This is a genomic window from Mycobacterium decipiens (assembly GCF_963853665.1).
GTDB lineage: Bacteria > Actinomycetota > Actinomycetes > Mycobacteriales > Mycobacteriaceae > Mycobacterium > Mycobacterium decipiens.
This window is the reverse complement of record NZ_OY970459.1, coordinates 4,566,029-4,591,289: the sequence shown is the minus strand read 5'-3', so window position 1 is coordinate 4,591,289 and position 25,261 is coordinate 4,566,029. Positions and strand designations below refer to the sequence as shown.

Annotated in this window: 17 protein-coding genes, 5 tRNA genes, 4 pseudogenes and 1 riboswitch; of the genes and pseudogenes, 9 read left to right on the top strand and 17 right to left on the bottom strand. The window is 62.6% G+C overall.

Annotated elements, in window-relative coordinates:
• Positions 1–73, bottom strand: a tRNA-Lys gene (locus tag AADZ55_RS20210).
• 123 nt (positions 74–196) lie between these two features.
• On the opposite strand from AADZ55_RS20210, the gene AADZ55_RS20205 reads away from it, so the two are divergent.
• The 3 genes from AADZ55_RS20205 (at position 197) to AADZ55_RS20195 (ending at position 486) form a co-directional block, all read left to right on the top strand.
• A tRNA-Glu gene (locus AADZ55_RS20205) sits at positions 197–270 on the top strand.
• Between the two features lie 36 nt (positions 271–306).
• Positions 307–383 (top strand) — tRNA-Asp (locus tag AADZ55_RS20200).
• A gap of 26 nt (positions 384–409) precedes the next feature.
• Positions 410–486 (top strand) — tRNA-Phe (locus tag AADZ55_RS20195).
• Positions 487–518: 32 nt separating this feature from the next.
• On the opposite strand, the gene AADZ55_RS20190 is transcribed toward AADZ55_RS20195, so the two are convergent.
• From AADZ55_RS20190 to AADZ55_RS20170, 5 genes are all read right to left on the bottom strand, one after another.
• On the bottom strand, positions 519–1,676 hold the full coding sequence (locus tag AADZ55_RS20190) for a site-specific integrase (protein WP_085326674.1): 1,158 nt from the start codon (positions 1,674–1,676) through the stop codon (positions 519–521).
• Positions 1,677–1,910, bottom strand: coding sequence for a helix-turn-helix transcriptional regulator (locus tag AADZ55_RS20185; protein ID WP_085326673.1), 234 nt, complete (start codon positions 1,908–1,910; stop codon positions 1,677–1,679).
• A gap of 10 nt (positions 1,911–1,920) precedes the next feature.
• Positions 1,921–3,267 (bottom strand): cell division protein FtsK, encoded by a 1,347-nt coding sequence (locus AADZ55_RS20180; RefSeq protein WP_085326672.1) that lies wholly within the window; start codon positions 3,265–3,267, stop codon positions 1,921–1,923.
• The gene (locus tag AADZ55_RS20175) at positions 3,264–3,686 is read right to left on the bottom strand and encodes a plasmid replication, integration and excision activator (RefSeq protein ID WP_085326671.1); all 423 of its coding nucleotides are present in this window, start codon (positions 3,684–3,686) and stop codon (positions 3,264–3,266) included. The genes AADZ55_RS20180 and AADZ55_RS20175 overlap by 4 nt, the downstream gene beginning before the upstream one ends.
• Before the next feature lie 99 nt (positions 3,687–3,785).
• A complete protein-coding gene (locus tag AADZ55_RS20170) occupies positions 3,786–4,565 on the bottom strand; it encodes a GntR family transcriptional regulator (RefSeq protein WP_085326670.1) in 780 nt (259 codons plus the stop codon).
• A gap of 92 nt (positions 4,566–4,657) precedes the next feature.
• On the opposite strand from AADZ55_RS20170, the gene AADZ55_RS20165 reads away from it, so the two are divergent.
• The gene (locus AADZ55_RS20165; RefSeq protein WP_085326669.1) at positions 4,658–5,086 is read left to right on the top strand and encodes an NUDIX hydrolase; all 429 of its coding nucleotides are present in this window, start codon (positions 4,658–4,660) and stop codon (positions 5,084–5,086) included.
• Here the strand turns inward: AADZ55_RS20165 and AADZ55_RS20160 are convergent.
• A complete protein-coding gene (locus AADZ55_RS20160) occupies positions 5,083–5,862 on the bottom strand; it encodes a hypothetical protein (RefSeq protein ID WP_085326668.1) in 780 nt (259 codons plus the stop codon). The genes AADZ55_RS20165 and AADZ55_RS20160 overlap by 4 nt on opposite strands.
• Before the next feature lie 531 nt (positions 5,863–6,393).
• Positions 6,394–8,451: a DEAD/DEAH box helicase family protein gene (locus tag AADZ55_RS20155; RefSeq protein WP_085326667.1), complete on the bottom strand. Its 2,058-nt coding sequence runs from the start codon at positions 8,449–8,451 to the stop codon at positions 6,394–6,396.
• Between the two features lie 138 nt (positions 8,452–8,589).
• Between AADZ55_RS20155 and AADZ55_RS20150 the strand changes: the two genes are divergently transcribed.
• Together AADZ55_RS20150 and AADZ55_RS20145 are read left to right on the top strand one after the other, a co-directional pair.
• On the top strand, positions 8,590–9,702 hold the full coding sequence (locus AADZ55_RS20150; protein ID WP_085326666.1) for a helix-turn-helix domain-containing protein: 1,113 nt from the start codon (positions 8,590–8,592) through the stop codon (positions 9,700–9,702).
• Entirely contained in the window at positions 9,695–10,213 is a 519-nt protein-coding gene (locus AADZ55_RS20145; protein ID WP_085326665.1) for a hypothetical protein, read from the top strand. The genes AADZ55_RS20150 and AADZ55_RS20145 overlap by 8 nt, the downstream gene beginning before the upstream one ends.
• Before the next feature lie 253 nt (positions 10,214–10,466).
• Here AADZ55_RS20145 and AADZ55_RS20140 read toward each other — a convergent pair whose 3' ends face one another.
• The 4 genes from AADZ55_RS20140 to AADZ55_RS20125 all read right to left on the bottom strand — a co-directional run bounded on the left by AADZ55_RS20140 (position 10,467) and on the right by AADZ55_RS20125 (position 16,071).
• Positions 10,467–12,023 carry a hypothetical protein gene (locus AADZ55_RS20140; protein WP_242670270.1) on the bottom strand — a complete coding sequence of 519 codons (1,557 nt, stop codon included), beginning with the start codon at positions 12,021–12,023 and terminating at the stop codon, positions 10,467–10,469.
• Between the two features lie 196 nt (positions 12,024–12,219).
• Complete coding sequence (locus AADZ55_RS20135) at positions 12,220–14,124, bottom strand: hypothetical protein (protein ID WP_242670268.1); 1,905 nt, start codon at positions 14,122–14,124, stop codon at positions 12,220–12,222.
• A 379-nt stretch (positions 14,125–14,503) separates the two neighbouring features.
• Positions 14,504–14,815, bottom strand: coding sequence for a hypothetical protein (locus AADZ55_RS20130; protein WP_085326663.1), 312 nt, complete (start codon positions 14,813–14,815; stop codon positions 14,504–14,506).
• A gap of 59 nt (positions 14,816–14,874) precedes the next feature.
• Entirely contained in the window at positions 14,875–16,071 is a 1,197-nt protein-coding gene (locus AADZ55_RS20125; protein WP_242670266.1) for a rolling circle replication-associated protein, read from the bottom strand.
• A 479-nt stretch (positions 16,072–16,550) separates the two neighbouring features.
• On the opposite strand from AADZ55_RS20125, the gene AADZ55_RS20120 reads away from it, so the two are divergent.
• Positions 16,551–16,615, top strand: a tRNA-Phe gene (locus AADZ55_RS20120).
• A 7-nt stretch (positions 16,616–16,622) separates the two neighbouring features.
• Here the strand turns inward: AADZ55_RS20120 and AADZ55_RS20115 are convergent.
• Positions 16,623–16,951 (bottom strand): annotated as a pseudogene (locus tag AADZ55_RS20115) (tyrosine-type recombinase/integrase); the annotation flags it as partial.
• Between AADZ55_RS20115 and AADZ55_RS20110 the strand changes: the two are divergent.
• A pseudogene (locus AADZ55_RS20110) lies at positions 16,946–17,883 on the top strand (peroxidase family protein); the annotation flags it as partial. The pseudogenes AADZ55_RS20115 and AADZ55_RS20110 sit on opposite strands and share 6 nt — an antisense overlap.
• A gap of 118 nt (positions 17,884–18,001) precedes the next feature.
• Positions 18,002–18,775: an enoyl-CoA hydratase/isomerase family protein gene (locus tag AADZ55_RS20105; RefSeq protein ID WP_085326661.1), complete on the top strand. Its 774-nt coding sequence runs from the start codon at positions 18,002–18,004 to the stop codon at positions 18,773–18,775.
• A 396-nt stretch (positions 18,776–19,171) separates the two neighbouring features.
• Here AADZ55_RS20105 and AADZ55_RS20100 read toward each other — a convergent pair.
• The 4 genes and pseudogenes from AADZ55_RS20100 to AADZ55_RS20085 form a co-directional block, all read right to left on the bottom strand.
• A pseudogene (locus tag AADZ55_RS20100) lies at positions 19,172–19,261 on the bottom strand (DUF167 domain-containing protein); the annotation flags it as partial.
• A gap of 229 nt (positions 19,262–19,490) precedes the next feature.
• Positions 19,491–23,240, bottom strand: coding sequence for a methionine synthase (gene metH / locus AADZ55_RS20095; protein ID WP_085326660.1), 3,750 nt, complete (start codon positions 23,238–23,240; stop codon positions 19,491–19,493).
• Between the two features lie 259 nt (positions 23,241–23,499).
• Positions 23,500–23,704, top strand: a riboswitch (cobalamin riboswitch).
• Between the two features lie 347 nt (positions 23,705–24,051).
• Positions 24,052–24,393: pseudogene (locus AADZ55_RS20090) on the bottom strand (site-specific integrase); the annotation flags it as partial.
• 337 nt (positions 24,394–24,730) lie between these two features.
• Entirely contained in the window at positions 24,731–25,180 is a 450-nt protein-coding gene (locus AADZ55_RS20085; RefSeq protein ID WP_085326658.1) for a DUF5994 family protein, read from the bottom strand.
• Positions 25,181–25,261: the final 81 nt, after the last annotated feature.

Below are 25,261 nucleotides of genomic sequence, written 5' to 3'. Positions count from 1 at the left end.
TGCCCCCACTAGGACTCGAACCTAGGACCTGCGGATTAAAAGTCCGTAGCTCTACCAACTGAGCTATAGGGGCGCGGACGTTCAGGATACTGCGTTGGTTGGACGGCGCGTTTGAGGATTGGGCCCGGGGTGACCTAAGCTGACGTGGCTCCCAACGGTCACCACGTTGCGAGTGCCCCGGAGAGATTCGGTTCTGGCCCCCTTCGTCTAGACGGCCTAGGACGCCGCCCTTTCAAGGCGGTAACGCGGGTTCGAATCCCGTAGGGGGTACCTGGACGCGGTACAACGGAGTAGGTAGCACAGCAAGGCCCTGTGGCGCAGTTGGTTAGCGCGCCGCCCTGTCACGGCGGAGGTCGCGGGTTCGAGTCCCGTCAGGGTCGCCAGTACGGCGAGGCACATGCTGCCTTCCGGCCAGGTAGCTCAGTCGGTATGAGCGTCCGCCTGAAAAGCGGAAGGTCGGCGGTTCGATCCCGCCCCTGGCCACCATCTTTGACCTGCACGGACGCGGTGACGGCACTCTATGGATGTTTCGGTGTGTCCGGTTCTTGTCCGTTCGCTTGGTCCGCGACGGAGCTGTTGAGCCGGTCAAGGTTCGTGGCGACGTGGTCGAGTTCATCGGAGTAGAGGTCGCTGTAGATATTCGCGGTGACGGTTGGCGTGGAGTGCCCCATCGTTTTCTGCACGTAGCGGAGGTCGGCGCCGGAAGCCCGGGCCAGGCTGGCGTAGGTGTGGCGTAGGTCGTGAATCGTCAAGGGCGCCAGTTGTGTTGTCTGCAGAGCACGAGACCAATGCACGTGGCGGCGCCAGTTGTTTGATCTGAGGAAGCCACCGTTCGGCGAGGTGACCGCTTGTTCCCCTGGCGCGCGGCTGGCAATTCGTGGCGTTAGTGCGTCGATGACGACCTGAGGGAGCGGAACAGTCCGAACGGCCGAGCGCGTCTTTGGCGGTCCGACGATGATCCGCCCTTCCACTTCCGGCGCCGCCTGGCGGACGTAGAGCCGGCGCGCCGCCAGGTCGATGTCGCCGACGCGCAGGCCGACGAGTTCAGACCAGCGCAATCCGGTGAACGCCAGAATCGTGACGACGTCGCCTTGGTCGCCGCATGCCGCCGCGAGAGCGGCAACCTCGGTCGCCGTGAGGTAACGGTGCCGTTCTCGGGCGGGTATCCGCCCCGCCGAAACGCCCTGCGCGGGGTTGCTGTGGATTCGACCGTCCTCCCGCGCCATCTCAAGGATCGACCGGAGTAATCGGAGCGTGGCCAATTTCGCCCAAGGGCCGACGGTGAGGGTATCGACGAATTGCTGCACGTCCCTGCGGCTGATTTGTTCGAGTGGGACACTGCCGAAACGGGGGCTGATGCGGAGTTCCCAATGCTGGGTGTAGCCGCTCCACGTCTTGGGTGACACCGCTGGGCGTTTCGACGCGCTGTATTGAGCCCAGATTCCGGCGAGGTTGGTGCGGCCGAGCCGAGGGTCGAAGCGCCTGCCACCGATCGCCGCTTCACCGTCACGCTCGGCCTTGAACGCGCGCGCCTCCCGTAGGGTAGCGAACGTCGAGGACGTCTCGACCCATCCTGACGGGGAGCTGGGATCCCGCACCAGATAGCGCACTTGATAGCGCGGCTGACCGGCTGAATTGATCCGCTTTCGGATACCGCGCGGTCCCGATCCGGCCACTTAGCGGCGCACCTGCTTGAGCCAAGCGCGGACTTCCGCTGCGTCCCAGCGTCTTACGCGATCAGATAACGTGTAGCAGGGCGGTCCCACGTCTTCGCCATGTTCGCGCAATGCGCCCCAGCGGCTCACGGTGGCGGCGGACACGCCAAGCAGCTCGGCGACCTGCTCCGCTGTCAGAAGCTCCGGAAAGGTCGCTATCGCGGTGGCGGTGGCGTTGACGCCGAGAGTTGTCATGCCGATGTCCTCAGTTCTCTGTGGGGCCAGCGGGACTTGAGCTTGCTAACCCGTATTCTTGTGCAACAGAACGGATTAACGAATCGGGCCAGAAGTCGGCGCGTACTCGCATCGTTGACCCGTCTTCGGCGATGACGTATCCGGTCCCAGGCTGATTTGGGTTGATCCGATGCGCGGGGGCGGCGTCGGCGAGGCCGTCACCCAGGACCATGGCGACCTCGTCGCGTGAGCGCAGCCGCAGTGCGACGGTCTGGCTGAACAACCCGCGCATGGGCACAATCTCCTTGCGAGGGTCCTGCATGAAGGCGGCGACCACGATGCCTACGGCCCTGCCCTTTGTCAGGATGCGTGAGAGCGAGCCCGCAACTTGCTTCCTCTGTGCGGCGTCCGTCATGTACGCGGTCAAGCCCGCCAATTCATCGATGAGCAGCACGACGAGAGGCTCTGCGGTGGTCGGTGTGTGCGAACGCGCTCGGCCGGCCATCCGGCGACCGCGGCTCTCTAGTAGCTCCTCCAGCTTGGTCAGCAGTCTCGCGGCCTGGGCCTCGGTCGTCGCGATGCCGCTGAATAGTGTGGATCCGACTGAGACTTCGATCCCGTACTTGAGATCCACGGCGAACAGCCGCACGGTTCCCGCCTTGATGCCTGGGCCTAATCCGCCTGCAATGCCCCAAAAAATGGAACCCTTTCCCGCCCCGGAGCACCCAACAGTGAGCGTGTGGAGGCCGGCGATGTGGAGTGCCCATGCCGACCCGTTCTCCCGTCGGCCGATCTTGACGTAGCTCGCCTCGGAGTTGGTTGGCACTGTGGCCACTTCAACGACCGCCAGCTGTTGTCGCATAACGAATTCCATGCGAACCGTGCCGGGTGCGGTCACCGTCGAGCGGGCGGAATGTGCCCCGACAGCGTCACGGATTGCGGGGACCGCGTTTTCCAGATCGTCGACCGTCTGGCCGGTCCGTGTGCGGACTGTCAGGCGTAGGCAGTCACCGGACATGCTCACCCCGACAAGGCGAGGATGAGTCCAGACTGTCCTCGTCCTGCTCTTGCCCTGTGCATCCGTGCGCGTGACGTGCTCGGAAGTCGACAACCCGCAGGCCTTGGCAACCCGGGGCCAGGAGATCGACGCCCAGAGCAGCCATCGGGCCCGAGACGCTGGGGTTGCAACAGAACGCTCAAACGTGACGGGGGACCGCAGTTTCCAAACGACGAGCGCAAGGATGGCCACCCCGGTCGCCGCGAGGAGCCACATAGCACCGACGGTCAGCACGTGCGCGAGGTCAAGGAAGTCGGTGCCGCCGTCGGGATCTGGAATCGAATACGGATCGCTAGGTACCGCGGGGTCGTACGGGCTCATGCTGACGCCCGGTCTGTCGCCGAGGACGCCGCCTTGCCGGTGTCCGCAGTCATGCCTGAGGCCCGAAAAGACCAAGCGATGCGGCCGGATTCACTCGAACGGTCGACGTACGGCAATACGCAAAGCTCCTCGAAAACGACTGGCGTGAAGGGCATTCCGGCACTGTTCGGCGGGCACACAGGCTGCTTGGGTGTTGCGAACTTGACGGTGAGAGTGCGTGCTCGCTTGCTAGCTGCCGGGTCGCCGTCGAGGACTTCGACCTGCCACAACGGTGCGCCTGATTCTCGATCAGTTGCCTGGACCTTGTTGTCCTTCGTGGACCGCTCGTAATCGATCACCGCCGTCACGTCGGACACGACGAATGCTTTGTGTGGGAAAACCTGCTGGTGGGACACCTTGAGCCATTTCGGCACGGACATTTGTCGACCTTTCGATAGAACTGCTCTAGACAAGTTGAGGTTACATAGTCGTCTAGAGGAGTGCAACGGTCGGCGATTGATTAGCCGAAGACTGTGGGCTCAGCGGGCCGGGAACTCGTATTCGAGCAGGTAGGCGGAGGCGACTTTCACGGTGTCGCAGACCTCAACTGCAATGTCGTTCGTGTCGTAGGCGGTTCGCAACACCGTCAGTACGGGAACGCCTTGTTCAAGTTCCAGCTGCCGCCGCTCTTCGGGAGTCGGCATCCGAGCTCCCACTTCCTCGGTGAAGCGGCTGAGTGCATGGTTGTTCTCCTCCAAGCGGGCGTAGATACCACCAGGCCCCGTGTCCGCCTGCTCGATCTTCGTACCTTCAGCGAAAGCAGCTGGGATGAAGGAGACCGCCGTCTCAACTGGCCGGCCATTCGCTAGGTATCGCCTCGATCGCACGACAACGTCATCATTGGGCGACACTTTAAGTCGCTCAGCTACAAAGGAATTCGGCTTCTGTCGATTCACGACGATATTGTCGACTTGCGGCGAGTAACCGGATTTTTCAGCTTCCACAGTGAACGCCGCCTTGCCTTCCGCGCGGTGCTTTCGCGCGAATCGATCTGACGCCAATCTGTGAATCGGCGGCGTCGGGCGGACGAACACACCGCGGCCGTGTTGCGAGATGACCAATCCCTCGGAACGAAGCTCATGCATTGCTTGTCTTACAGTCATGCGGGCCACGCCGAAGTGCTCGATCAATTCCGCCTCGGACGGCAGTCGTTCCCCAGGCGGTAGCTGGTTGTGAATAATCGCTGCTCGCAACATGCCCGCGATCTGCCGATATGGCGGCTTGTCGTCCGCTCGGTCGATCTGTCCAAGTTGCAGCACCCGCTGACCTTCCCCTACATGTCTAGACGACTAGTCTAGGAAGGCAGTCAACCCCATGTCACGTCGCCGGCATCGAACAATGGAGACCAACGATGGGAACCACACCAAAGCACTCGGTCAGTGTCGCCGGCATCGTCGTCCGGGACGATGGTCGGGTTCTTGTGATCCGCCGAGACGACAATGACCACTGGGAAGCCCCCGGTGGCGTACTGGAACTTCACGAATCCTTCGAGGATGGCGTTCGGCGCGAAGTCCTCGAGGAAACGGGTTTAGAGGTCACGGTGGAACGTCTGACCGGCGTTTACAAGAACCTCACTCATGGGATAGTCGCTCTCGTCTATCGCTGCCGTCCGGCCGAGGGAATCACACACCCGACAGCCGAGGCGCGCGAAGTTCGTTGGATGACAAGTGAAGAAGTACAGTCAGCGATGAATCCTGCCTTCGCCGTGCGCGTTCTGGATGCGTTGGAAGACGATGTGCATTCACGAGCGCACGATGGCGTGAACCTCGTGTCGGATTAGACGCCGTCGACGGAACTCCCGGGCTGGTAAGTGCGGGCGAAATGAATGACTTCTGGCGGAACACCTGTGTAGCTGAAGCGGAAACCGGCGATCACCTGGGGGCTCTGCTCGTGGACAAGCGCTCGGGTTCCTGGCCGCTCGTCGAAGAGATCATCGAATTCGACGACGGTTTGGCAGACCTGCGTTAAGTCCGGATGGGTGATGTCGCGGAGTTCCCGGTTGGCGTCGACGAACCGCTGCGCAACTTCATGCAGCAGTTCCAGCAGGCTCGGGTTCTCATCGAGCGCCGCGAATTCATCTCGGAGATTGCGGTTCAGCTTCGGCGATTCAACCATCACCGACCTGTCGATTAGCAAGTCGTACATAGCTACCGTTTGACCACTGTCGCCACGAGTAATCTCGGCGCTCAGCGCGATCGCGTCCATCTTGTCGTGAACCATCACGTTGCGGAGCCCATAAAGGTACCGATACCCGCGACAGCTGTCATACAGCTGGCCGAAGACGGCCTTCGCCGTCTGATGAGCTTGACTGTCCGTCCCATGGCGATCACAGACGTCCTGATACGTCTGCTCCTGGTGGTATACCAAACTCATGCACAGTGAGAGGGCGGCGGCACGGAGCTGCGTGTTCCAGAGCGTTGCACCCCGTGGGTCGGTGTTTGGGCGAATCTCTTTGGACGCCAACGCCGCATTAGCGCCTTTCCACACCGTCTCGAACACCTTCAGCGAGCCTTGCACGTAAGTGAAAACGTTAGCCACGACGATGTCGTGCAGCATACGCTCAGCGGACTTATAGCGCTGGTAATCCTCATCGCACAAATCGCATATGTGCTCTATCCGAACATCAGATTGGCCCGTGGGGTCGGCAGCAATGAGGAATGCCGCTGGCGCGGCTACGGGATCGTTGTTAGCCCGACTCATGTGTATCGCTCTCTTTCTGCCGTTGTTGCCGCCATCATGTGTAGCAGTGCCCACCGACGCGAAAGAGCTGACCGGATGATTCCGAGGCGCGATATCCCCGGCAAAGCATGGTCGTGTTGATGGTCTATCGGACGATTAGTGTGTGGACCTTAATGGGGCCCGCCGGCGAAACTCGCGTGCAGATCTGTTAGTGCGACTTCGGCTCTCGCCAGGATCTCTGCCGCGCAGAGAGCGCAGTAGGTGGTCTGGCTCTGTGGGCCGTCGCGCACCACTAAACACGTCTGACCCTTGAGGATTACATGGGTCTGTTTTCGGTAGCATTTGCGTTTCTTTCCCGCGACTTCGGCGTCTACATGCTTGAGGATGTTCTTTACTGCGGCCACTAGTTCACTCCTTAATCGCAGTCTTGATTGACTCCGCTACCTGGTCGCCGATCTCGTCGAGAGAGTCATAGGCGGCTTGCAGCTGGTCGAGCGTCCATTTGTCACGGGTCTTCTCGTTCTGTCCGACGAACTTGTTAATCTCGCGATTGAGCTGCACGAACAGCGCGTCGGCGTTGTTGCCACGCACCCCCCTGATCGCCCGGCTGATGTCGAAACCCGCTCGGGCGAGTCCGAGGTCGGTGAGGATGCGCTGATGGACCGATTTCGATCGAGTGTCGAGCCGACCTCGTAATGTTTGGCGCTTTACTTGCGGCTGTATGGGGACTTCTTCGGCCGGTGCTTCCTGATGTGTCCGGCGATGCGCCAACTGCGTCCGCAACTGGTCGGCGGTGACGCCAAGTTCGCGGAATGAGAAGCCCCCCGGTCCTTTGGCATCGAGCATTTCGTCGATGACCCGGTCGTCAGACGGGTCGAGGAATGGGCGGTTGAGGAAGTGGCTGAGCCGTTCATCCTGTGCAACGGGGTCATCGAAGCGTTGGACGATCTGCCCGGCGTCGCCGGTTACGTACCGGCCGCCTGAATCATCACCTTCGCCGCGGGCCCACCCCTTGACGATGTGCTGGTCTTGAGTGTCAAGTTCACGGAACTCGTCCCACTGCTCTTCATTGTTTAGCCCTACGTGTGAGACGACAAAGCCTTGGTTGTTGGCGCTGTTTGGATCGTTTGGGTCGACGGTCCGCATCACCCGCCCTACGAATTGGATGTAGGGCGACAGTGAACGGTACGGACGGAATATTGCCGCCACGCTGAGGGGTGGGTGGTCAAATCCCTCGCTGAGCATGGCTACTTGAACGATGACGTCGATTTGGTTGTTGCGCAGTTTGGCGAGCACTGCGGCCTTGCGCTCGTCGGGCAAGTCGCTATGGATCGTCTCCGCCTGCAAGCCTAGTTCCTGGAAGATTGCGCGTACCTGGTCGGCGTGGTCGATCGACATGGCTGCCGCCGCGATTTGATGGGGGAAGCCGGTGGCGGCCTTAAGTGCCTGTAGTTTTTCGACCGCCTTCCCGGCGATATGGCGGTTGCACTCGTCGGATAGGGCAACGCCGCGTCGAAACCAGGCCTCCTCCTTCAATTCGAGGATTTGTTCCAGCGTGTAGGTGGCGGTCTCGTCTCGCGCTGTGAAGGTGATCTCGGCGGGGTGGGCCGACGCCGAGACGACGTGCTTGATGTAGCCGTTGAGCATCGCCCGGGCGAATGGATAGCGGTAGATCAGGTCGCCTAACAGGTCTTTGTTGTCGGCGCGGAACGGAGTTGCTGTAAGGCTCACGAAGAACGCTTGTGGGAATGCGCGGACGACTTTCTGCCAGCTCTCCGCGGCGACGTGATGTCCCTCGTCGATGATGACCAAGTCGAAGAAATCGGGTGGGAATTGTGAGAGCCAGCGGTCGGCGCTGCCGGCGAGCTGCTGGACATTGGCGACGACGATGTGGCTGTTAACGCAATCGTCCATATTGGCTTTGGGGCCATCGACTAGCGCGGTGAATGGACCGGAAGTAAAGGAATCAAGAATGCCCGCCTTTTTCCAGAAACACGAGGCATTCGCAATGTTGAGGTCTGCATACAAGCCCTCACGGATGGTGGTGTTTGGCGCGACGACGAGCGTTCGCTTGTGCGATAAACCGAAGGGAAGGATGGCGGCAACGCCGGTCTTACCGCAGCCGACAGGTAATTGAACGATGGCGGGCGTCTTCTGCTGAGCGAAGTGCTCCACGGCTGCCTCATACGCCTCTTTCTGGGGCTCACGGAGCTGCGGGTTCCCCTCGATCCGTGCCTCAGCAGCGTCAAAGAAGCCGGCGACGACGTCTTTGGCCTTCTCGGCCGTGCTGTATTCGAGGCGAAATGGCTCCAGGTCGGCGATGCGGTAGTACCGATACTGACTGCCGGGGCGGCGAACAGCAGTCAGTTTTCTGGCACTGTCCCAGCGGCGCAGAGTGGCCGCGGAGACGCCCACATAGGCCGCTGCTTGGGCCACAGTGAGATAGTCGCCATAGTCGTCGCTCATGACTGTGCATACTACCCCAATATTATCCAACCTTGTGCATCTTTGTCAGACGCGATGAAAATTCTGCCTCGGCGGACATTTGCCTAGGTGGAAGAGGTGTGCTCGACACGCCGATTCCTGTGTGTGAAAATCGCACACATGGACCACGTCACGCTTGGACACCGTGTTTTCCGAGCACGCGAAGACGCTGGCATCCCACAAGGAAGGCTAGCTGAGTTGGTCGGGATCGATCGCTCGGCGCTGAGCCGTGCCGAGAAGGGCGAGCGGAAACTAGCGATGACCGAGATGGTCGCCATCGCTGAGGCATTGGGGCGACCGTTAGGTTTCTTCGTCAATGAACCGTTACCAGCTGTAGTGAGTCGGCGGTCTGACCTAGCCCTGCCGCACGAAACAACGCGGGCACTTGACGATGAGATTGAGTTGCTTGCCTACGATGCGCGACTGTTGGTCGACATGGGTCTGATCAGCCCTGTCGAGCGTGACCAAGAGGCCCGCACACCCCAAACCCACCAGGATGCTGAACAGTTAGCACAGCGAGTACGTGAAGGCCTTTGTATTGGCGATGAACCGATAGAGAACCTAGGGCTTGTATGCGAACGACTGGGGCTTTACACCTACGCTGCGCCACTGGGCGAGAATGGTCCCGACGGCGGGTGCGTTGAGGTTAACGGAGACGCGGGAAGTATCGCGGTCGCCGTCATCAATGGAGATATCCGCTCTGCAGGCCGGCGGCGTATGACACTCGCTCACGAGTTGGGGCACTGGCTATGTGGCGATGCCTATGACTGCGCAGTTGGCGAAGATCACGAGAAGATGATCAGCTCGTTTGCTATCCATTTTCTCGCTCCCCGCGCCGGCGTAGTAAAAGTCTGGAACGACCACAGCGGATGGAGTAACCGGGATCGAGCGCTCGCCGTTGGATCCGCATTTCGTTTGAGCTGGTCGGCTGCTATCAGCCAGTTGCGGAACCTGGATCTGATTGAGTACGACGAATTTATCGCTCTCAGTGAGGGTGAACCGCGCGCCGGCGCCTACGTGCGGCTTAAGCTTTCCTGGGACGATGAGCCAAAATCTCCCTATCTTTCACCAGGTTTCGCCGCCGCGTGTGTCGAGGGCTACACGTCTGGTCGGTTAACTGCGGCCCGAACCATTGAATTACTCCGCGGAACGATAGCGCGAGATGACTTACCAGAGCAGGAAATGGAATCTCTCGACGATGTGCGGAAGCTGTTCGCTCTGAGCGGTGACTGAGCTCTCGCAGTGGGTGATGGACACCAGCGCCTTCACGCACTTCTGCCGAGCAGGGTATTCGCATATCCTCGCCGCTCTCGCTCCTCAAGCCGTAGTGCTCGTGCCACGTGAGGTCGAGATCGAGATTGAGAACGGCAGGGAGCATCATGTAGGCATCCCGCTCTTGCATGAAGTAGCTTGGGCGGCGCGGATTTTCATGACAGATGACGAGGAATGGACGGCGACACAGGTCAAAGCGGCGCTCGGCGGTGGCACTGAGGAAAACCTGGGGGAAAGTGCCGTCATAGCCTGCGCCCGTCATCGTGGCCTGGTAGCAGTCTTGGATGACCGCGCGGCTGCTGAACAAGCTCGCAGGTTAGGGGTTCAGTCGATCAACACGATGAAGATTGTCGCCGAAGCCCACAGGAGAGTCTTCAACGGAGACCAAAATCAGACAATCGCTCTGGTAGATGCCTTGCTCGCCACAGAGATGCGCCTCCCGGTCAAGTCCGGTGCAGAGCTGTTTGCGTGACAACTCTGCAGCCATTCTGGGCTTGTTGATGTGGTCGAGCCCTTGACCTGGCCGAACGAGGTGACCTTCCATCGCTGGTGCTCGGCGGTCGGTACGCGGTCGTGCACGATGCGGGTGCGCCTGCAGGGCGCAAACGGGGGCCGCATCGAGACCGAGGGTTTCTGGACCAACCTAGACAAGGACACCCTCACCCCGTCGCCGATTACCGACGGGTTCTTCAATCGTCTGGCGACCACCACCGAGGAACACCAGCTCAAATGGCATCCGTGGCTGCCGGACCCTGTGCCGGAGGGATCGGCGTCGTTTTCGTTTCCGTTGCGCCACACCGATATCGGGACTTCTCTTCCTCCATTAGAAATGCCCATACCGAGGACAGCGCGGTGTAGGGCTCGTCAGATACAAACCACTCATTGCCGTATGACGAGCGAAGTTCGACCGGGGGATAAACATTAAATGAGTCTTCTCTGCCAAGCGCGGCGCGACTTCCTAGGTTGTTGTATGCGGTGATAACCGCCCTTGAACCTTCGAACTCGAGCCTCCACTCTTCTTCCATCTCGAGCTGAGTAAGCGTAACGGCTTCAGTGCGGCCGTAGGGCCCGCGCAACTCGAAACTTGCAGGCGCACCAGCGCCGTCGGAAGCCGTCGGATCGGGTTGAACGGTGATGTGGTCCCAATCGCTGAGCTCTTCGTGATACAGCCACGAGGCCGCATCGTATGAGTCGCGGAAAGTTACGGCGCCCTGATGGCTCTCAGCGGTGCCGGCTTGCCTGATATTGCGAAGCTTGCCGTCGCTAAGTCGCGCGGCGAACGGCACTAGCAAGACTTGCTTGCGCAGTATCAGGAAGCTGTGAGAAACGGCGCCCTCTTCGTCGACCACGCGGCTTTCGACGTGAAGGTCAACTAGGAGGCGCACGGTGTACCTGACCGTCACTTCGGCCGCAGTACCGCCGACCTCGACATTCCGGACATCGATCAGCTTTGCGCCAGGCTCCATCTCCACGTACGGGTCGATCATCTCGTCCAAGTCGCGACGATCCCACAGGTCAGTGACACTTCCGATCGCAAGGTCGGTAACCGTGATCCATTCCGCTGATGGCCCGGGTCGGTTGGGGTCGATGCTCGCGGCGTAGCTGCGTTGGAGCGTGTCACTAATGATTCGCAATGCGCTCAGCGCATCGACGGCCGGCTGGGTCGCCAGTGGCGTTCGCGGAAAGTATTTTTCGAGCAAACCTTGGTCGTCGCCGCGACCCCAAGTTTGGACGATGGATTCGGTATGCCCCATTTCTCCTGCGGTCGCGATCACGTCTTTGGCGTTCCGAGTGACGAAGACGATCCGCCTCGGATCGTTAGCTGCGTTCGCCAGCGAGTCACGCACCCAAGAAGAGTCTGAGGCCCCCGTGCGCGCGCCCGGTCTACCCTTGCCAGCGCCCGAACCCAAGATCTGGTCGCGTATGCCGGCGATCGCGGAATCTCCCCTCATAGCTAGCACTACAACGTTGTCGGTGGATTCGCAGCGGCTCCTAATCTTGTCGGCAACTTCGCTGACCTCGGGAAGGCGTGTCTCGGGCGAAAAGTCGGCCAGGCCTGCGTTTTGCAGGCGTCTCCCGGCCTGGTGGAAATCGCCCAGTGCGCCGCGTGCGTGGTTTGCCCACTCGAGAATTACTTGCTCGGGGATCCACAGCTGTGCACCGCGGGCCGAGAGACCGTGAGCGAGCCGTGTGATCTTTTCCAAATTGATGTGTCCGCTGTTGTAGTACGACGTATCCAAAACCGCGGCGATCGCGCGCGGATGCTCGTCTTCGCCGCCCACACGCAAGATAATGCCACCGCCGTCCACCTCGGCAAACCGACGTCCAACGGACTGAGCCCGTGCGCCCCAGCGGTGGTAAGGGAAATAGATACCAACCCAAAAATATTTGACGTAGCCAGTTGCGCCCGCGCCTGCAGTTCACAACGGTTACAGTCGAATTGGACCGCCCGCGTGGATGGCGATGGTGCATCTGCTATCAGCGACGAGGTGGGATGCTGAGTTTGATCGATTCACCGACGCGTTCCAATGATGAGCTTCCGTCTGGGAGCGCCACGAGGGATACCTGATCGTTTAGGGCGAAGGTTCCGCCGCGGCGGTGTTTGCCCCGGAAACGTTTCCACTTCGGCCAGCGGGAGGGGTCCTCTGCCATCACCGCGTCAACGGCATTCACCCATCCCGGCTTCCGCAGCGCGGCCGCCAAGGCGCTCGTGATCTCGTCTGGCACACCCGTGTTGGGCTTGTGCGCCTCCAGCCCAGACTCTTGCCGGATATAGAAGTCGTTAAGCGCTTCGCACGAATAGCCGATAAAGATGCGTGCTGCTTCCTCGTCGGTTGACTGGTGGACGATGCGGAGGCGGTCGACGAGGTAGGCACCGAGTGCGTCTGCCTCGGCGGCAGCCGAGGCCATCGAGTCGTGCATGTCCGCCCGCGTCCGCGCGTAGTGATGAAACGCTGCCGGACCCGTGAGGATGTCGGCGACCATTAGCAGATCCGTCAGGGATACGACCCAGGTTGGCCTGTTGACATCTCCAGCCACCGCCAGCCCGCCCGATGCGAACGGGTCTATGCGCTCGAACGTTGCGATGATCGCGGTGCCGCCTGCCACCTTGTCCGGGAGTAGCGCGACTGCCTGCCCGTTCTCAGTGGGTGCGAATGATCTGCCGCCCTCATCGAGGATGTACGTCAGAGCGCGATCGGTCTGTTCGAGTGCCTCGCCGAGGATGGCTTTCAGTTTCGTGTCGACCCGGCGGGGGGCGCCGCGCCGGCCGGACTCGGTCAGTGCGATCGCCTTAGCTTCGATAACCAGGGGCCACTCAGCGCAGGCAAGAGTATCGATTTCGCCGTGCTGGCCCGAAGCGAGATCGTAATGCTGTGCCGAATGGACGTTGGAGGTCCCGAACACCGTCGCCAGCGCGCCCGCCACCAAGCGTTCGTGCGCGTCCTGGCGGTGCTTGTGGTACTTCTGCGGGTCGAAGCCGTTGCGTTTCGGCTCAGCTGCGAGGCGGTGGTGGACGATCGCCGACATCGACCATGGGTCCGGAACGAGGTAGGTCCCATCGTCGAGCTTGATACAGGGATGTGTGCGCGCCTGGTTCACATCGCTGGGTGCCCGGAACTCTGGTTGGCAGCCGTACTGCGTCGAGAAAAAGTCCAGCATCGCGGTGATCTGCTCCACGGCGATGCTGGTGATGGCCGCTACGTCTTTGGGATCCCAGTGGTTGGGCTCGGTGAGCACCTTGAGCCAGGCGATGTGGGCCTCGGGATCCAGTGCGCCGCTGTCCAGTGCGTTGGCGAATGTATCGCGCCCCGACGTGGACGTCTCGTTCAACCAGCGGGCGTGCCGCCGAGTAGCCCGGATTACATCCGCGGGGTCGAAGCCGAGTCCGCTCACGTAGTACTCGCGGTGTCGCCCGAAGACCTCGGCATCGATCTTTTCGAGGTGGACCGCGTACCCGGGCATCCGGTCTGCTTGGTACTCCAATTGCAGCTGCTGCAGCAGTAGAGCGCGGTCCACCTCTTTCGTGTCGGCGTGGTCGATGAATGCGGTGATCATGCGCAGCTGGTCGGTTTCAAAGATGTCGCTGACAAGTTGGCTCACGCGCTGCATCACCTCGGGCGGGGTGTCCCCGTCGCCAGCAGGATCCACGGACAGTGCGACACCTACCAAGTATTCGATCTTTGCAGCCCAGGTCGACGTGGTGTCCCCGTCGGCGTGGCTCTCTCCGTCGGCGAACAAGCCCATCGTCGCCGGCACTACCACCGCAGAGATGAGCTGGGTGAGGTCCTTACCGGTCATCAAGCTCCGGAGCTCGTCGATCAGCGCAGGCATGTCCTCGGGATCGGACGGGCGACCCTGCGGGAATCCACCAAGTCGAGGCATGACGCGACCTTAACTGTGACGTATGACAGACAGTCTGCCTCGGCACGACCGGTGCAGCTGAAGTCGCGCGTCCGCAAAACGTTCGCAAAACAGCTAATAGCAGCTTTATTAGCCACCACCCGATGAACAGCAGGTTCCTAATTCAGCCAACGCAGCCCGTGCTGCCAAACGCAGAGAAGAATGGACTCCAAATCCGTCAGCGTCGAGCTACGCCGGTTGAAATTCAGACACTGCACCCACCCGGGACCGACATCGTGCTTAACGGTGGTGCGTAGCTATCAAGGCCACGCCGCTGCGCGGTTGGCTTAAGGCCCAGCCTTGATATCAACCACATCACCCCGCAAACCTCAGCTACTACGGGGAGCGCCCGTGACTCGTATTACGCCAAGCGTCGAGGCAAGCCGGGGTCGTCGAGATGAGCTGCATACGACGCGTGACGCAACGGATTAAGCACGGCCGGCCCACCGGCGCGAACCGCCCGTTGCAAGTGCTCGATTATCGCACTCGCCCGCTCACGCTCTGCGGCGTCGCGAAGCCCGAGTGCGCAAATGGCCCAACGATCTCTATGATCCATCAGCCTCAATATCAGTTCGGTGATCGCGTCGTTCAGATCCAGCTGCTCAGCAGCCAAACTGTGGAAATCACCCGGCCGCTCGCGCTCCGGAACTCGGGGCGACAGTTCAATCGTCACCGACCGAGCGTATGTTGCGGGTCGTCGTTATGCGACGGTCAGAGGTGAACTCGCCGCTTTCACGTACGGAGAGGGAGTCCCTTGCCACATACGAGTGGCGCCGAATCTGCCGATAGGGCCGCCACAAGCTGGGATGCGAACGCCGGTCCGTGATTCACAAGCACGTAGCCACCCGCAAGTCCGCCTTGGTTGCACAGGAGTCGTCGCCGGCGGACCTTGCGGTGGCGCACTTTGCCGGTCTGACTGTCTACTCGTCGAACTGCGACGCGCGCCGTGCGCGGAACCACTGCTATGGGGAAGTGACGTGTGCAACCGTCGTGGACGGCTTGTGAGCGAGACCAACGCCGAATGATCCTGCGAGCTGTCAGGTATGCGTCCTGGGTGATCTCTACGACTTCGGTTGCTCGCTGCAGCCCATGAACGCCCCAGAACCGCCCTGGTCCGCGACCCTGCCGGCGCCAGGCTTCGGGGATGATGTGCTGGTACTCCTTATCGCCCTGAGTATTTGGTGACGAGTGTTTGGTGAAGTAGATCGCCAAGCGTTTGGGGTCGCAGGCACGCAAGCCGTTGAGGATGTCGACGGCCGTGCCGGCGAGCATATGGCGTGCGCGTTGCTCCGCATCGGGATGGCCAACGATGTCCGCCCACTCTTGAGATAGCCAGTCCCGGAACTTGCGGCCCGATCGGCCGACGGCATGCGGGGGAGCCGTCCACAGGTGAATGTGTGGCGCGCCGCGCCGTTGAAATTCCAGCTTCCAGATGTAACGGGCCGGTTCGCCCCATTCGCGTCGGAATCGCTTGCGCCACAATATCATGTGCCGTTTCACGCTGGCCCCGTCAGGAGCCACGGATTCCCATTCGCCAGGGTAGGTCAGGGTCACCATCGCTGGCACACGGCCGCATTCCACCAGTGGCGTGTAGTCGAGTTCGGCGAAGGTGCGGCACATCGCGGCCCGCGACTTGCGAGACCATTCGGTAATCGCACGGCCCGGCGGATCGGGGATGTCCCGGCCGGCCTTCACCCGATCCACCTCGTTGGCTACATCGAGTCGGTGTCGTTTGACTGCCCGCTCCGATGCCTTCTCCGCACGCACAGGTCTGGTCCAGCCGAGGCGGACCACACCGGGGCCGATCGTGATCCGGAATCGGCCGGAATCGGGTTCTACACCGAGCCGGTCCCGTCCCTGAGCCCATGGTTCGACCGGCTCAAATAGTGCCGCCGCCGAGGCCACCAAGTCGGGGCTAGGGAACCGCAACCCAAGCGCATCCGCGGCCGACAGCTGCGCATCAACTCCGCCATCGACGGCGTCGCGGACACTTTTGGGGCATATAACAAGCCCGTTGGTCCCAGCCGGACCACGGCCTGCGCCGCTCCCGCCGTCCGACCGATCGCTACCGCTCTCGCGCCCTGCGGCCTTGGCGGCCTCGGGCACTCGCGGTCTACCGGCATCCGCGACTCCGGCCGTGGTCCGGCTGGCCGTTCGGGTCGTGGTCGGTTCAAGAGGTGATTGCGCCGACGCAGCGCCAGTCGAGCGCGCGGTCGACCCCATGATGCTGGACATCGGGTACCTGCTCCCCGGGAGCCCAAGGCGCGCGTCACTGAGTGATGGGCGATGAAGGGTTCCCTGTCGGGAGTGCTGCCACCGTGTCCGGTTTGTGTCCGATCCTCGGACGGGCGCCCTGCGTCAGACGTGCTCAGCGCGCCGCATTTGACGCATGAACGACGTTAAACCGCAGGCCAGCGGCCATTCCGTCCGCCTGAAAAGCGGAAGGTCGGCGGTTCGATCCCGCCCCTGGCCACTCTCTTTTACCTGCATGGACACGATGACTGCACTCTATGGATGGGTGGTGTGTCCGGTTCCTGTCTGCTCACTTTGTTGGTGGCGGAGTCGTGGAGCCGGTCGAGGTTGGTGGCTACGCGGTCGAGTTCATCGGCGTAGAGATCGCTGTAGATGTTGGCGGTGACGGTCGGTGTGGAGTGACCCATGGTCTTCTGGACGTAGCGAAGGTCGGCCTCGGATCTGCGGGCCAGGCTGGCGTAGGTGTGGCGTAGATCATGGATGGTGAGCGGCGCGAGTTGTTTGATCGCAGGAAGCCGCGGTTTGGTGAGGTAATCGCTTGCTCGTCGGGGGGCCGTGGATCCCCGAACCGCAGTTGTGGCAGGACCCGGTGCCCGCCGTGGATCACACGCCGGTCGACGAGCAGGATGTGGCGGCGCTCAAGAGCAAGGTGTTCGAGTCCGGCCTGTCCGTTTCACAGCTGGTCAACACTGCCTGGTCGGCGGCCAGCAGTTACCGCAACACCGACAAGCGAGGCGGTGCCAACGGCGGCCGGCTTCGGCTTGAGCCGCAAAAGAGCTGGGAATCCAACGAGCCTTCGGAGTTGGGCAAGGTCCTGTCCGTCCTCAAGGGGATCCACTAGGACTTCAACGCCTCGGCATCCGGCGGCAAGAAGGTCTCGCTGGCCGATCTGATCGTGTTGGCCGGGTCTGCGGCGGTGGAGAGGCGGCCAAAGGCGCCGGCTACGAAATCGCGGTGCCTGTCGCACCCGGGCGCACCGACGCTTCGCAGGAGAACACCGACGTGGATTCCTTTGCGGTGCTCGAACCTCGGGCCGACGGATTCCGCAACTACATCCGGCCTGGTGAGAAGGCGCCCCTCGAGCACCTGCTGATCGAGCGGGCCCGCTTGCTGGGCGTAACCGCTCCGGAGATGACGGTGCTGGTCGGCGGGCTGCGAGCCCTCGGCGCCAATCACGGCGGCAGCAAGCACGGCGTGTTCAGCGCCAAGCCCGGCACGTTGACCAACGAATTCTTCGTCAACCTGCTCGATATGGGATCGGAGTGGAAGCCGTCGGAATCGGCGGAGAATGTCTATGAGGGGTCCGACCGCTCGTCGGGACAGCTCAAATGGACGGCGACGGCTAACGACCTTGTGTTTGGCTCGAATTGGGTGCTTCGGGCACTGGTCGAGGTTTACGCGCAGGACGACGCGAAGGACAAGTTCGTCAAGGACTTCGTCGCAGCGTGGGTCAAGGTCATGAACAACGATCGGTTCGACCTCAAGTAGTAACCGGATCATCGATCAGCGACCGGCACCCCGCGAGCCATCGGCTCGCGGGGTGCCATCTTCTGCCGGCGCTGACGTTGGTGCCGGCGCCTCGGCGGGTGCGCATTACTGTGCACGCATGAGCCTCGCCACTTATGAGCTGGAAGATCACATCGCCACGATCACCCTCAATCGACCTGAGGCACGGAACACCATCAACGGCGCCCTTCGGCGAGATCTGAACGCGGCCTGGGATCGGTTCCGCGACGAGGAGGACGCTTGGGTCGGGATCCTGACGGCAAACGGTGACGTCTACTGCGCCGGGGTCGACTTCAATGACGGCGAGGGGGCGGTCGGCACCTTCGGCGGAACCTTCTGGGAGAAGCCGACCATCAACTCCTTCGAAAGCGGGATGGAGTTGTTCAAACCGACGATTGCCGCGGTGCAGGGGCCCTGCGTCGGCTACGGACTGACGGGAGTGCTGTTCTGCGACTTCGTGATCGCCAGCACCGAGGCGACGTTTTCGTTCCGCGAGGTGTTGATCGGCATTCCCACCATCGTTGGGGCCATTCGACTTCCCCAGCGGGTGCGCTGGGCACACGCCATGGAACTACTGCTGACCGGGAAGCCGATCAGCGCCGAGCGGGCCCTGGAGATCGGGTTGGTGTGGAAGCTGGTCGAGCCCGAGGACTTGCAGGCCGAGGCGCGGGCGTGGGCGGAAACCCTTACCGAAGCCGCGCCGCTGGCCCAGCGGGCGACCAAGGAGGTGGCGTGGCGGACCGCGGACATGGGCTGGATCGAGTCGGTCCGGTTCGGGGAAACCATGCGCAGGGTTGCCGGGGCGACCGCGGACGTGGTCGAGGGTTTTCGAGCGCGGCAGGAGAACCGCAAACCCAATTGGCAGGGCCGCTAACGCACTTGTCTGGCCTGAGCCTGACTGCTGGGCGGTGGGCTTGTCGCGCTCATGTCCACTACATGAACCCAAGTGGCTCAAGAGCTTTCGTCACCCGCGCCCCGATGATGTTGATTCGCGCCCACTTACTGCGCAAGCCTCGACGGACGCGGCGGACAACCATCCACACCACCAGGCTGCCAGCAATGCCGGCAAAGGCGGTCCGCCGCGCTCGTTTCCTTGTGGCTGACCGGGTCGCGCCGGCGCGGCAGCCGAAGTGGTAGCCGATACAAAGGGCTATGGCCAGCGCGGAGATGGCCGCGAGCGCTGTCATGACTCGAGCATCAACCGTTGCAGTAGCAGCAAGGTCACACGACAGATACGCCTTGCCATCAACAGGGCCGCGTAACGGGCCGATCAGCGGTCGATTCGGAAACGCTTGAGCCGTGCGCGCGCTCCGGATACCAGCTCGACCCGATTTCGCGGCAGCTGAAGATGGGCTGCCAGCCTGCCAAGCGCGCCGCATTGCACGCACAAACCACCAAAAACCGCAGGTCAACGACCCTTCCGTTCAACTGAAAAGCGGAAGGTCGGCGGTTCGGTCCCGTCCCTGGCCACCGCCTTGCCGCGCTGTCCGGTCACGTCCTGTCCGGCTCAAACTCGCAATGAATCCGTTGCTCTTGCCGGGCTTTGCAAGATCGCTCGGGACGCTGAGCGGCGGCGTGTGGCTGAGTCGTCAGTCCTCCGGGTTGTAGCCGAGGTTGGGGCCGAGCCAGCGTTCGGCTTCCTGCATGGTCCAGCCTTTGCGCTTCGCGTAGTCGGCGACCTGGTCCTGGGCCAACCGGCCGACCACGAAGTACTGCGACTGCGGGTGCGAGAAATACCAGCCGCTGACGGCGGCACCGGGCCACATCGCCATCGACTCGGTTAGCTCGATGCCGGTCCGCTTGGTCACGTCCATCAACTCGAAGAGCGTCGTCTTCTCGGTGTGCTCCGGGCAGGCCGGGTAGCCCGGCGCCGGGCGGATGCCCACGTACCGCTCAGCGATGAGCGCCTCGTTGTCCAACTTCTCGTCAGGCTGAAATCCCCAGAACTCCTTGCGCACCCGTTGGTGCATCCGTTCGGCGAAAGCCTCTGCCAACCGGTCGGCGATCGACTCCAGCAGTATCGCGCTGTAGTCGTCGAGGGCCGTCTTGAACTCCACGATCTTGTCGTGGCTGCCGAGCCCCGCGGTGACGGCGAAGGCGCCGACGTAGTCGGCCAGACCGGTGTCCTTGGGCGCGACGAAGTCGCCAAGCGACCGGTTCGGGATGCCGTCGCGGTGCTCGCCCTGCTGACGCAGGTTGTGCAACGTAGTCAGCACCTCGGTGCGGGTCTCGTCGGTGTACACCTCGATGTCTTCAATACCCGAGCCGACCGCGTTCGCCGGGAAGAATCCGATCACCCCGCTGGCCGTGAGCCACTTCTCCCTGATCAGCGTGTCGAGCATCTCTTGAGCGTCGTTGTACAGCTTGCGGGCGGTCTCGCCCGTGGCCGGGTTGTTGAGGATGTCGGGGAAGCGGCCCTTCATCTCCCAGGCGTTGAAGAACGGCTGCCAGTCGATGTACTCGCGCAACTCGGCCAGGTCGTAGTCGAGAAACTCGCGCACGCCGAGACCTTGCGCAGGCACCGGCGGCGTGTAGTTGTCCCAGTCGATCGGCGTCCGGTTGGCGCGGGCCTTCTCCAGCGTCAGCATCGGCCGCTCGCTCTTCTGGGCGTGCCGTTCGCGCAGGGCCGCGTAGTCGGCCGCGGTGGCCTCCAGCAGGCCCGGCCGCTGCTTGTCGTCGAGCAACGCGGCGGCGACCGGCACCGAGCGGGAGGCGTCCTTGACCCACACCACCGGACCGCTGCGACGCGGCGCCACCTTCACCGCCGTGTGGGCGCGTGAGGTGGTCGCGCCGCCGATCAGCAGCGGGATCTGCAGTCCCTCGCGTTCCATCGCGACGGCGAAGTTGACCATCTCGTCCAGGGACGGGGTGATCAGGCCGGACAGCCCGATGATGTCTGCGTCGTACTCCCTCGCTGCCGCCAGGATCTTCTCGGCGGGCACCATCACCCCGAGGTCGACCACGGAGTAGTTGTTGCACTGCAGCACGACCCCAACGATGTTCTTGCCGATGTCGTGGACGTCGCCCTTAACGGTCGCCATGACGATCGTGCCGTTGGTCTTGTCCTGCTCCGTAGAGCCGGACTGCGCCTTCTCGGCCTCGATGAACGGCAGGAGGTACGCCACGGCCTTCTTCATCACCCGCGCCGACTTCACCACTTGGGGCAGGAACATCTTGCCCGCGCCGAACAGGTCGCCGACGACGTTCATGCCGTCCATCAGCGGACCCTCGATCACCTCGATCGGGCGGCCACCCGCGGCGGCGATCTCGGTTCGCAGTTCCTCGGTGTCGGCATCGACGTGGGCGTCGATGCCCTTGACGAGCGCGTGCGTGATCCGCTCGCGGACCGGGAGGCTACGCCACTGGGCCGCGGCCGGATCTTCGGACTTCTCCTTGGTGTTGAACCGTTCGGCGATCTCCAGCAGCCGTTCGGCAGCGTCCTCGCGGCGATTCAGGACGACGTCCTCGATGCGGTCGCGCAGCTCGGGGTCGATCGAGTCGTAGGGCACCAGCGCGCCAGCGTTGACGATGCCCATGTCCAGCCCGGCCTTGATGGCGTGGAACAGGAACACCGCGTGGATCGCCTCGCGGACGGGATTGTTGCCGCGGAAGGAGAACGACACGTTGGAGATACCGCCGGAGATGTGCACCCCCGGCAGGTTCTCCTTGATCCAGGCGCAGCCCTCGATGAAGTCGATCCCGTAGGTCGCGTGCTCCTCGATCCCGGTGGCCAGCGCGAAGCAGTTCGGGTCGAAGATGATGTCCTCGGGTGGGAAGCCGACCTCCTCGGTCAGGATCCGGTAGGCGCGCCCGCAGATCTCCTTGCGGCGCTCCAGGTTGTCGGCCTGGCCCTTCTCGTCGAAGGCCATGACGACGACGGCGGCGCCGTATTTGCGGCACAGCCGCGCCTCACGGACGAACTTCTCCTCGCCCTCCTTCATGGAGATCGAGTTGACGATTGGCTTGCCCTGCACGTTCTTCAGGCCGGCCTCGATGACCTCCCACTTGGAGGAGTCGATCATCACCGGGACCCGGCTGATGTCCGGCTCGGCCGCGATCAGCTTGGTGAACCGGTCCATCGCGGCGACGCCGTCGATCATGCCCTCGTCCATGTTGATGTCGATGACCTGCGCACCGACCTCGACCTGCTGCAGCGCCACCGACAGCGCGGTGTCGTAGTCCTCGGCCTTGATCAGGTTGCGGAACCGGGCGGAGCCGGTGATGTTGGTGCGCTCACCGATGTTCACGAAGAGGGACTCGTCGGTGATGTTGAGCGGCTCCAGGCCCGAGAGCCGGGTGGCGAGTTCGATCTTCGGCAGCTCGCGCGGCGGTTTGCCCTGCACGACCTTGGCGATCTCGGCGATATGCGGCGGTGCCGTGCCGCAGCACCCACCGACCAGGTTGACCAGGCCGGCCTCGGCGAACTCGGCGATGTAGCCGGCCTGACGCTCCGGGGACTCGTCGTACTCGCCAAAGGCGTTGGGCAGGCCGGCGTTCGGGTAACACGAGACGAAGGTGTCCGCGATCCGCGCCATTTCGGCGATGTAGGGCCTCATCTCCGGCGCGCCCAGGGCGCAGTTGAGGCCCACCGCGATCGGCTTGGCGTGCCTGATCGCGTTCCAGAATGCTTCGGTGACCTGACCGGACAACGTCCGCCCGGACGCATCGGTGATGGTGCCCGAGATGATCACCGGCCAGCGGCGTGCGCGGTCCTCGAACAGCGTCTCGACGGCAAACACCGCCGCCTTGGCGTTCAGCGAGTCGAAGATCGTCTCGATGATGATGATGTCGGCGCCACCGTCGACCAGGCCATTAGCAGCTTCGAGGTAGGCGGCGACCAGCTGGTCGTAGGAGACGTTGCGGGCTCCGGGGTCGTTGACGTCCGGAGAGATCGACGCGGTCCGCGTCGTCGGCCCCAGCGCCCCGGCGACGTAGCGCGGCTTCTCCGGGGTGCTGAACTCGTCGCAGGCTTTGCGGGCCAGGGCAGCGCCAGCGTAGTTCAGTTCGTAGCTCAGCTCCGCCATGTCGTAATCGGAGAGCGAGACCTTGTTCGCGTTGAACGTGTTGGTCTCCAGGATGTCGGCGCCCGCCTCGAGGTACTCGCGGTGGATTCCCTCGATGATGTGCGGCTGTGTCAGGGTGAGCAGGTCGTTATTGCCCACCAGATCGCTCGGCCAGTCCTTGAACCGCTCGCCGCGGTAGCCGGCCTCGTCCGGGCGGTCCCGCTGGATCGCCGTGCCCATCGCGCCGTCGATCACCATGATCCGCTGGCCGAGGGTGGCCGTCAGTGCGTCGGTGCAGTCGGGGCGGATATTCGGCTCAAAGGCGCTCACGTTCATTCCCTCCGTAGCGGAAGGCGTCCTTGACTCTGCCGAGCGTGGCGGCTACCGGCAGGGACCGGCGAGCCGTTGCAACGCCTCTCGACCAGAAAAGTCTACGTCGTCACCCGACAGTTCGTTGGTCTTGCTAAATGTCTGAGCTTCGGCAGGCGGTTATCTCCGCCGGGGTGGGCCAAGCCGTATGGCTACGGCGAAGCAATCACCGCAGGAAAGAGAATCCTTTGTGATCAAGTACGGCCCACGCAGGTCTGCCGTGATGAACCTGGTCTCAGCATCGGGCGGCACACAAGTAGCGGCGCCGTGCGAGGGAACCCGGTGGGAGTCCGGGATTGTCCCGCCGCGGTATGCCAGACCGACTGCCGTCTATAGATGGATAACCACTGGTCACACGACTGGGAAGCGACGGCCACCGGGTTCGGTGCGCGCCTGTGAGTCCGAAGACCTGCCAGCTGTGCTGAGCGCGCCGCGTCGAGAGGCGCATCGCCCCGTGGAATGGGCGGATGTCCCAGCTGCGCGGTCGGCGACTGCATGGACTGAGGTCCGATGGTGATGGGCATCCTCCTCGAGCCGTCCGTCGACGGTGTCGAGTCGGTTGCTCTTGATGCGCTGCTGGGCATCGGGACGCCCGCTTCCCGGAGCCCCGAGGCCGCTCACAACGCAAGCGGCAGTACCCAAGCTCCTGGAGGAGAGTGCGAGCACCGTGTCCGGTTTGTCTCCGTTCGCCGGTCGGTCCCGCCCCTAGCCACCATCTTTGACCTGCATGGACGCGGCGGCGCCAGATAGTGGATGTTTGCTGTGTCCGGTCCCTGAAATTTGTGGCCACGTGGTCGAGTTCGTCGGCGTAGTGATCGCCGTAGCTATTCGCGCTGACTGTCGGCGCGGAGTGCCCCATTGTTTCCGGACGTAGCGAGGGTCAGCGCCTGAGGCCCGGGCCGGGTTGGCGTCGGTGTGACGGAGGTCATGAATCGTCAGTGGTGCCAATTGGGCACGACCTGCGCCGGCGCCAGTTGTTTGATCTCAGGAAGCCGCCGTGAAGTGAGGTAGGCGCTTCTTCGTTGGCCGCGCGATTGTCGACTCGTGGCCTCAGGGCATCGATGACGATTCGGGGGAGTGGGACGGCTCGGACGGCGGCGCGGTTCTTTGGCGTTCCGACGGTGGATCCTGCGTTCCAGCGCCTTACGCGATCGGACAAGCGTGTCACAGGACGGTCTGACGTTTGGCCGTGTTCCCGCAGTGCGCCCATCGGCTGGCGCAGACCCGTGGTGTTCACCATTCCGACTGCTTAGGGGAAAAAGTGGGTCGGCATGAGGTAGAGGTCCGCAGTGATGCCGTTGGCAGCAGCGATCAACCGCTATGACCCGATCATGGTCGATAGCACCGACCTCCTGGACAAACCCGCGCATACCGGGAATCGGATTGGTGAATCCTCACGGTTTATGAGGGCCGGCCCGGCCGGGACAGGCGGTGGCGCGGTTTGCCGCCGTTTGAAACTAGTAACCGGAGGCATGTTCACGTTGTTGTTGGGCGACCCGCAGGATCGAGCCCGCGGTTAGAAAGGCGGGTTTGTCGCGGTCCGCCGTCTCGATGGGTAGGTTTGCGGCGCAACGCATCACCATCAATGCGAGCGCACTGTGGGTCGCATACGAGACGATCAGCAGGTTGATGCAAGCGCGCGTGCCGTTAACGGTCATTATGTGCTGGCGCTTATGTTCCCACCCCGGCCAGTTGAGGTCAGGTGGTCGTTGCAGCGGCGACCAGTTGACGTTGATGGAGGTGATGTCTCCGAGCAAGGGAGTCAGGACCGCAACAAGGTCCGGTAATTCATTGGTGATGCGATCCGCACGCGGCCACCACGCGCCGTCGATGTCCCGGCCGAGCTCGGTAGCCACCGATAGGCGGATAGGGTTGGCTTGGCGTCGGGTTCCGATCGGACAAATCATCGTAGGTGCCCCCGTTGGCGCTGGGTACGTCCGATGATCACGGGTGCACGCCTACTGCGCGCGAAAGCCGGACTCGGTACG

Bases quoted from the DNA above. Each gene is read 5' to 3' on its own strand.
- AADZ55_RS20175 (WP_085326671.1), bottom strand. From the start codon at position 3,686: ATGTCCGTGCCGAAATGGCTCAAGGTGTCCCACCAGCAGGTTTTCCCA.
- AADZ55_RS20185 (WP_085326673.1), bottom strand. From the start codon at position 1,910: ATGACAACTCTCGGCGTCAACGCCACCGCCACCGCGATAGCGACCTTT.
- AADZ55_RS20165 (WP_085326669.1), top strand. From the start codon at position 4,658: ATGGGAACCACACCAAAGCACTCGGTCAGTGTCGCCGGCATCGTCGTC.
- metH (WP_085326660.1), bottom strand. From the start codon at position 23,240: ATGAACGTGAGCGCCTTTGAGCCGAATATCCGCCCCGACTGCACCGAC.
- AADZ55_RS20155 (WP_085326667.1), bottom strand. From the start codon at position 8,451: ATGAGCGACGACTATGGCGACTATCTCACTGTGGCCCAAGCAGCGGCC.
- AADZ55_RS20160 (WP_085326668.1), bottom strand. From the start codon at position 5,862: ATGCTGCACGACATCGTCGTGGCTAACGTTTTCACTTACGTGCAAGGC.
- AADZ55_RS20135 (WP_242670268.1), bottom strand. From the start codon at position 14,124: ATGCCTCGACTTGGTGGATTCCCGCAGGGTCGCCCGTCCGATCCCGAG.
- AADZ55_RS20180 (WP_085326672.1), bottom strand. From the start codon at position 3,267: ATGAGCCCGTACGACCCCGCGGTACCTAGCGATCCGTATTCGATTCCA.
- AADZ55_RS20150 (WP_085326666.1), top strand. From the start codon at position 8,590: ATGGACCACGTCACGCTTGGACACCGTGTTTTCCGAGCACGCGAAGAC.
- AADZ55_RS20085 (WP_085326658.1), bottom strand. From the start codon at position 25,180: ATGATTTGTCCGATCGGAACCCGACGCCAAGCCAACCCTATCCGCCTA.
- AADZ55_RS20105 (WP_085326661.1), top strand. From the start codon at position 18,002: ATGAGCCTCGCCACTTATGAGCTGGAAGATCACATCGCCACGATCACC.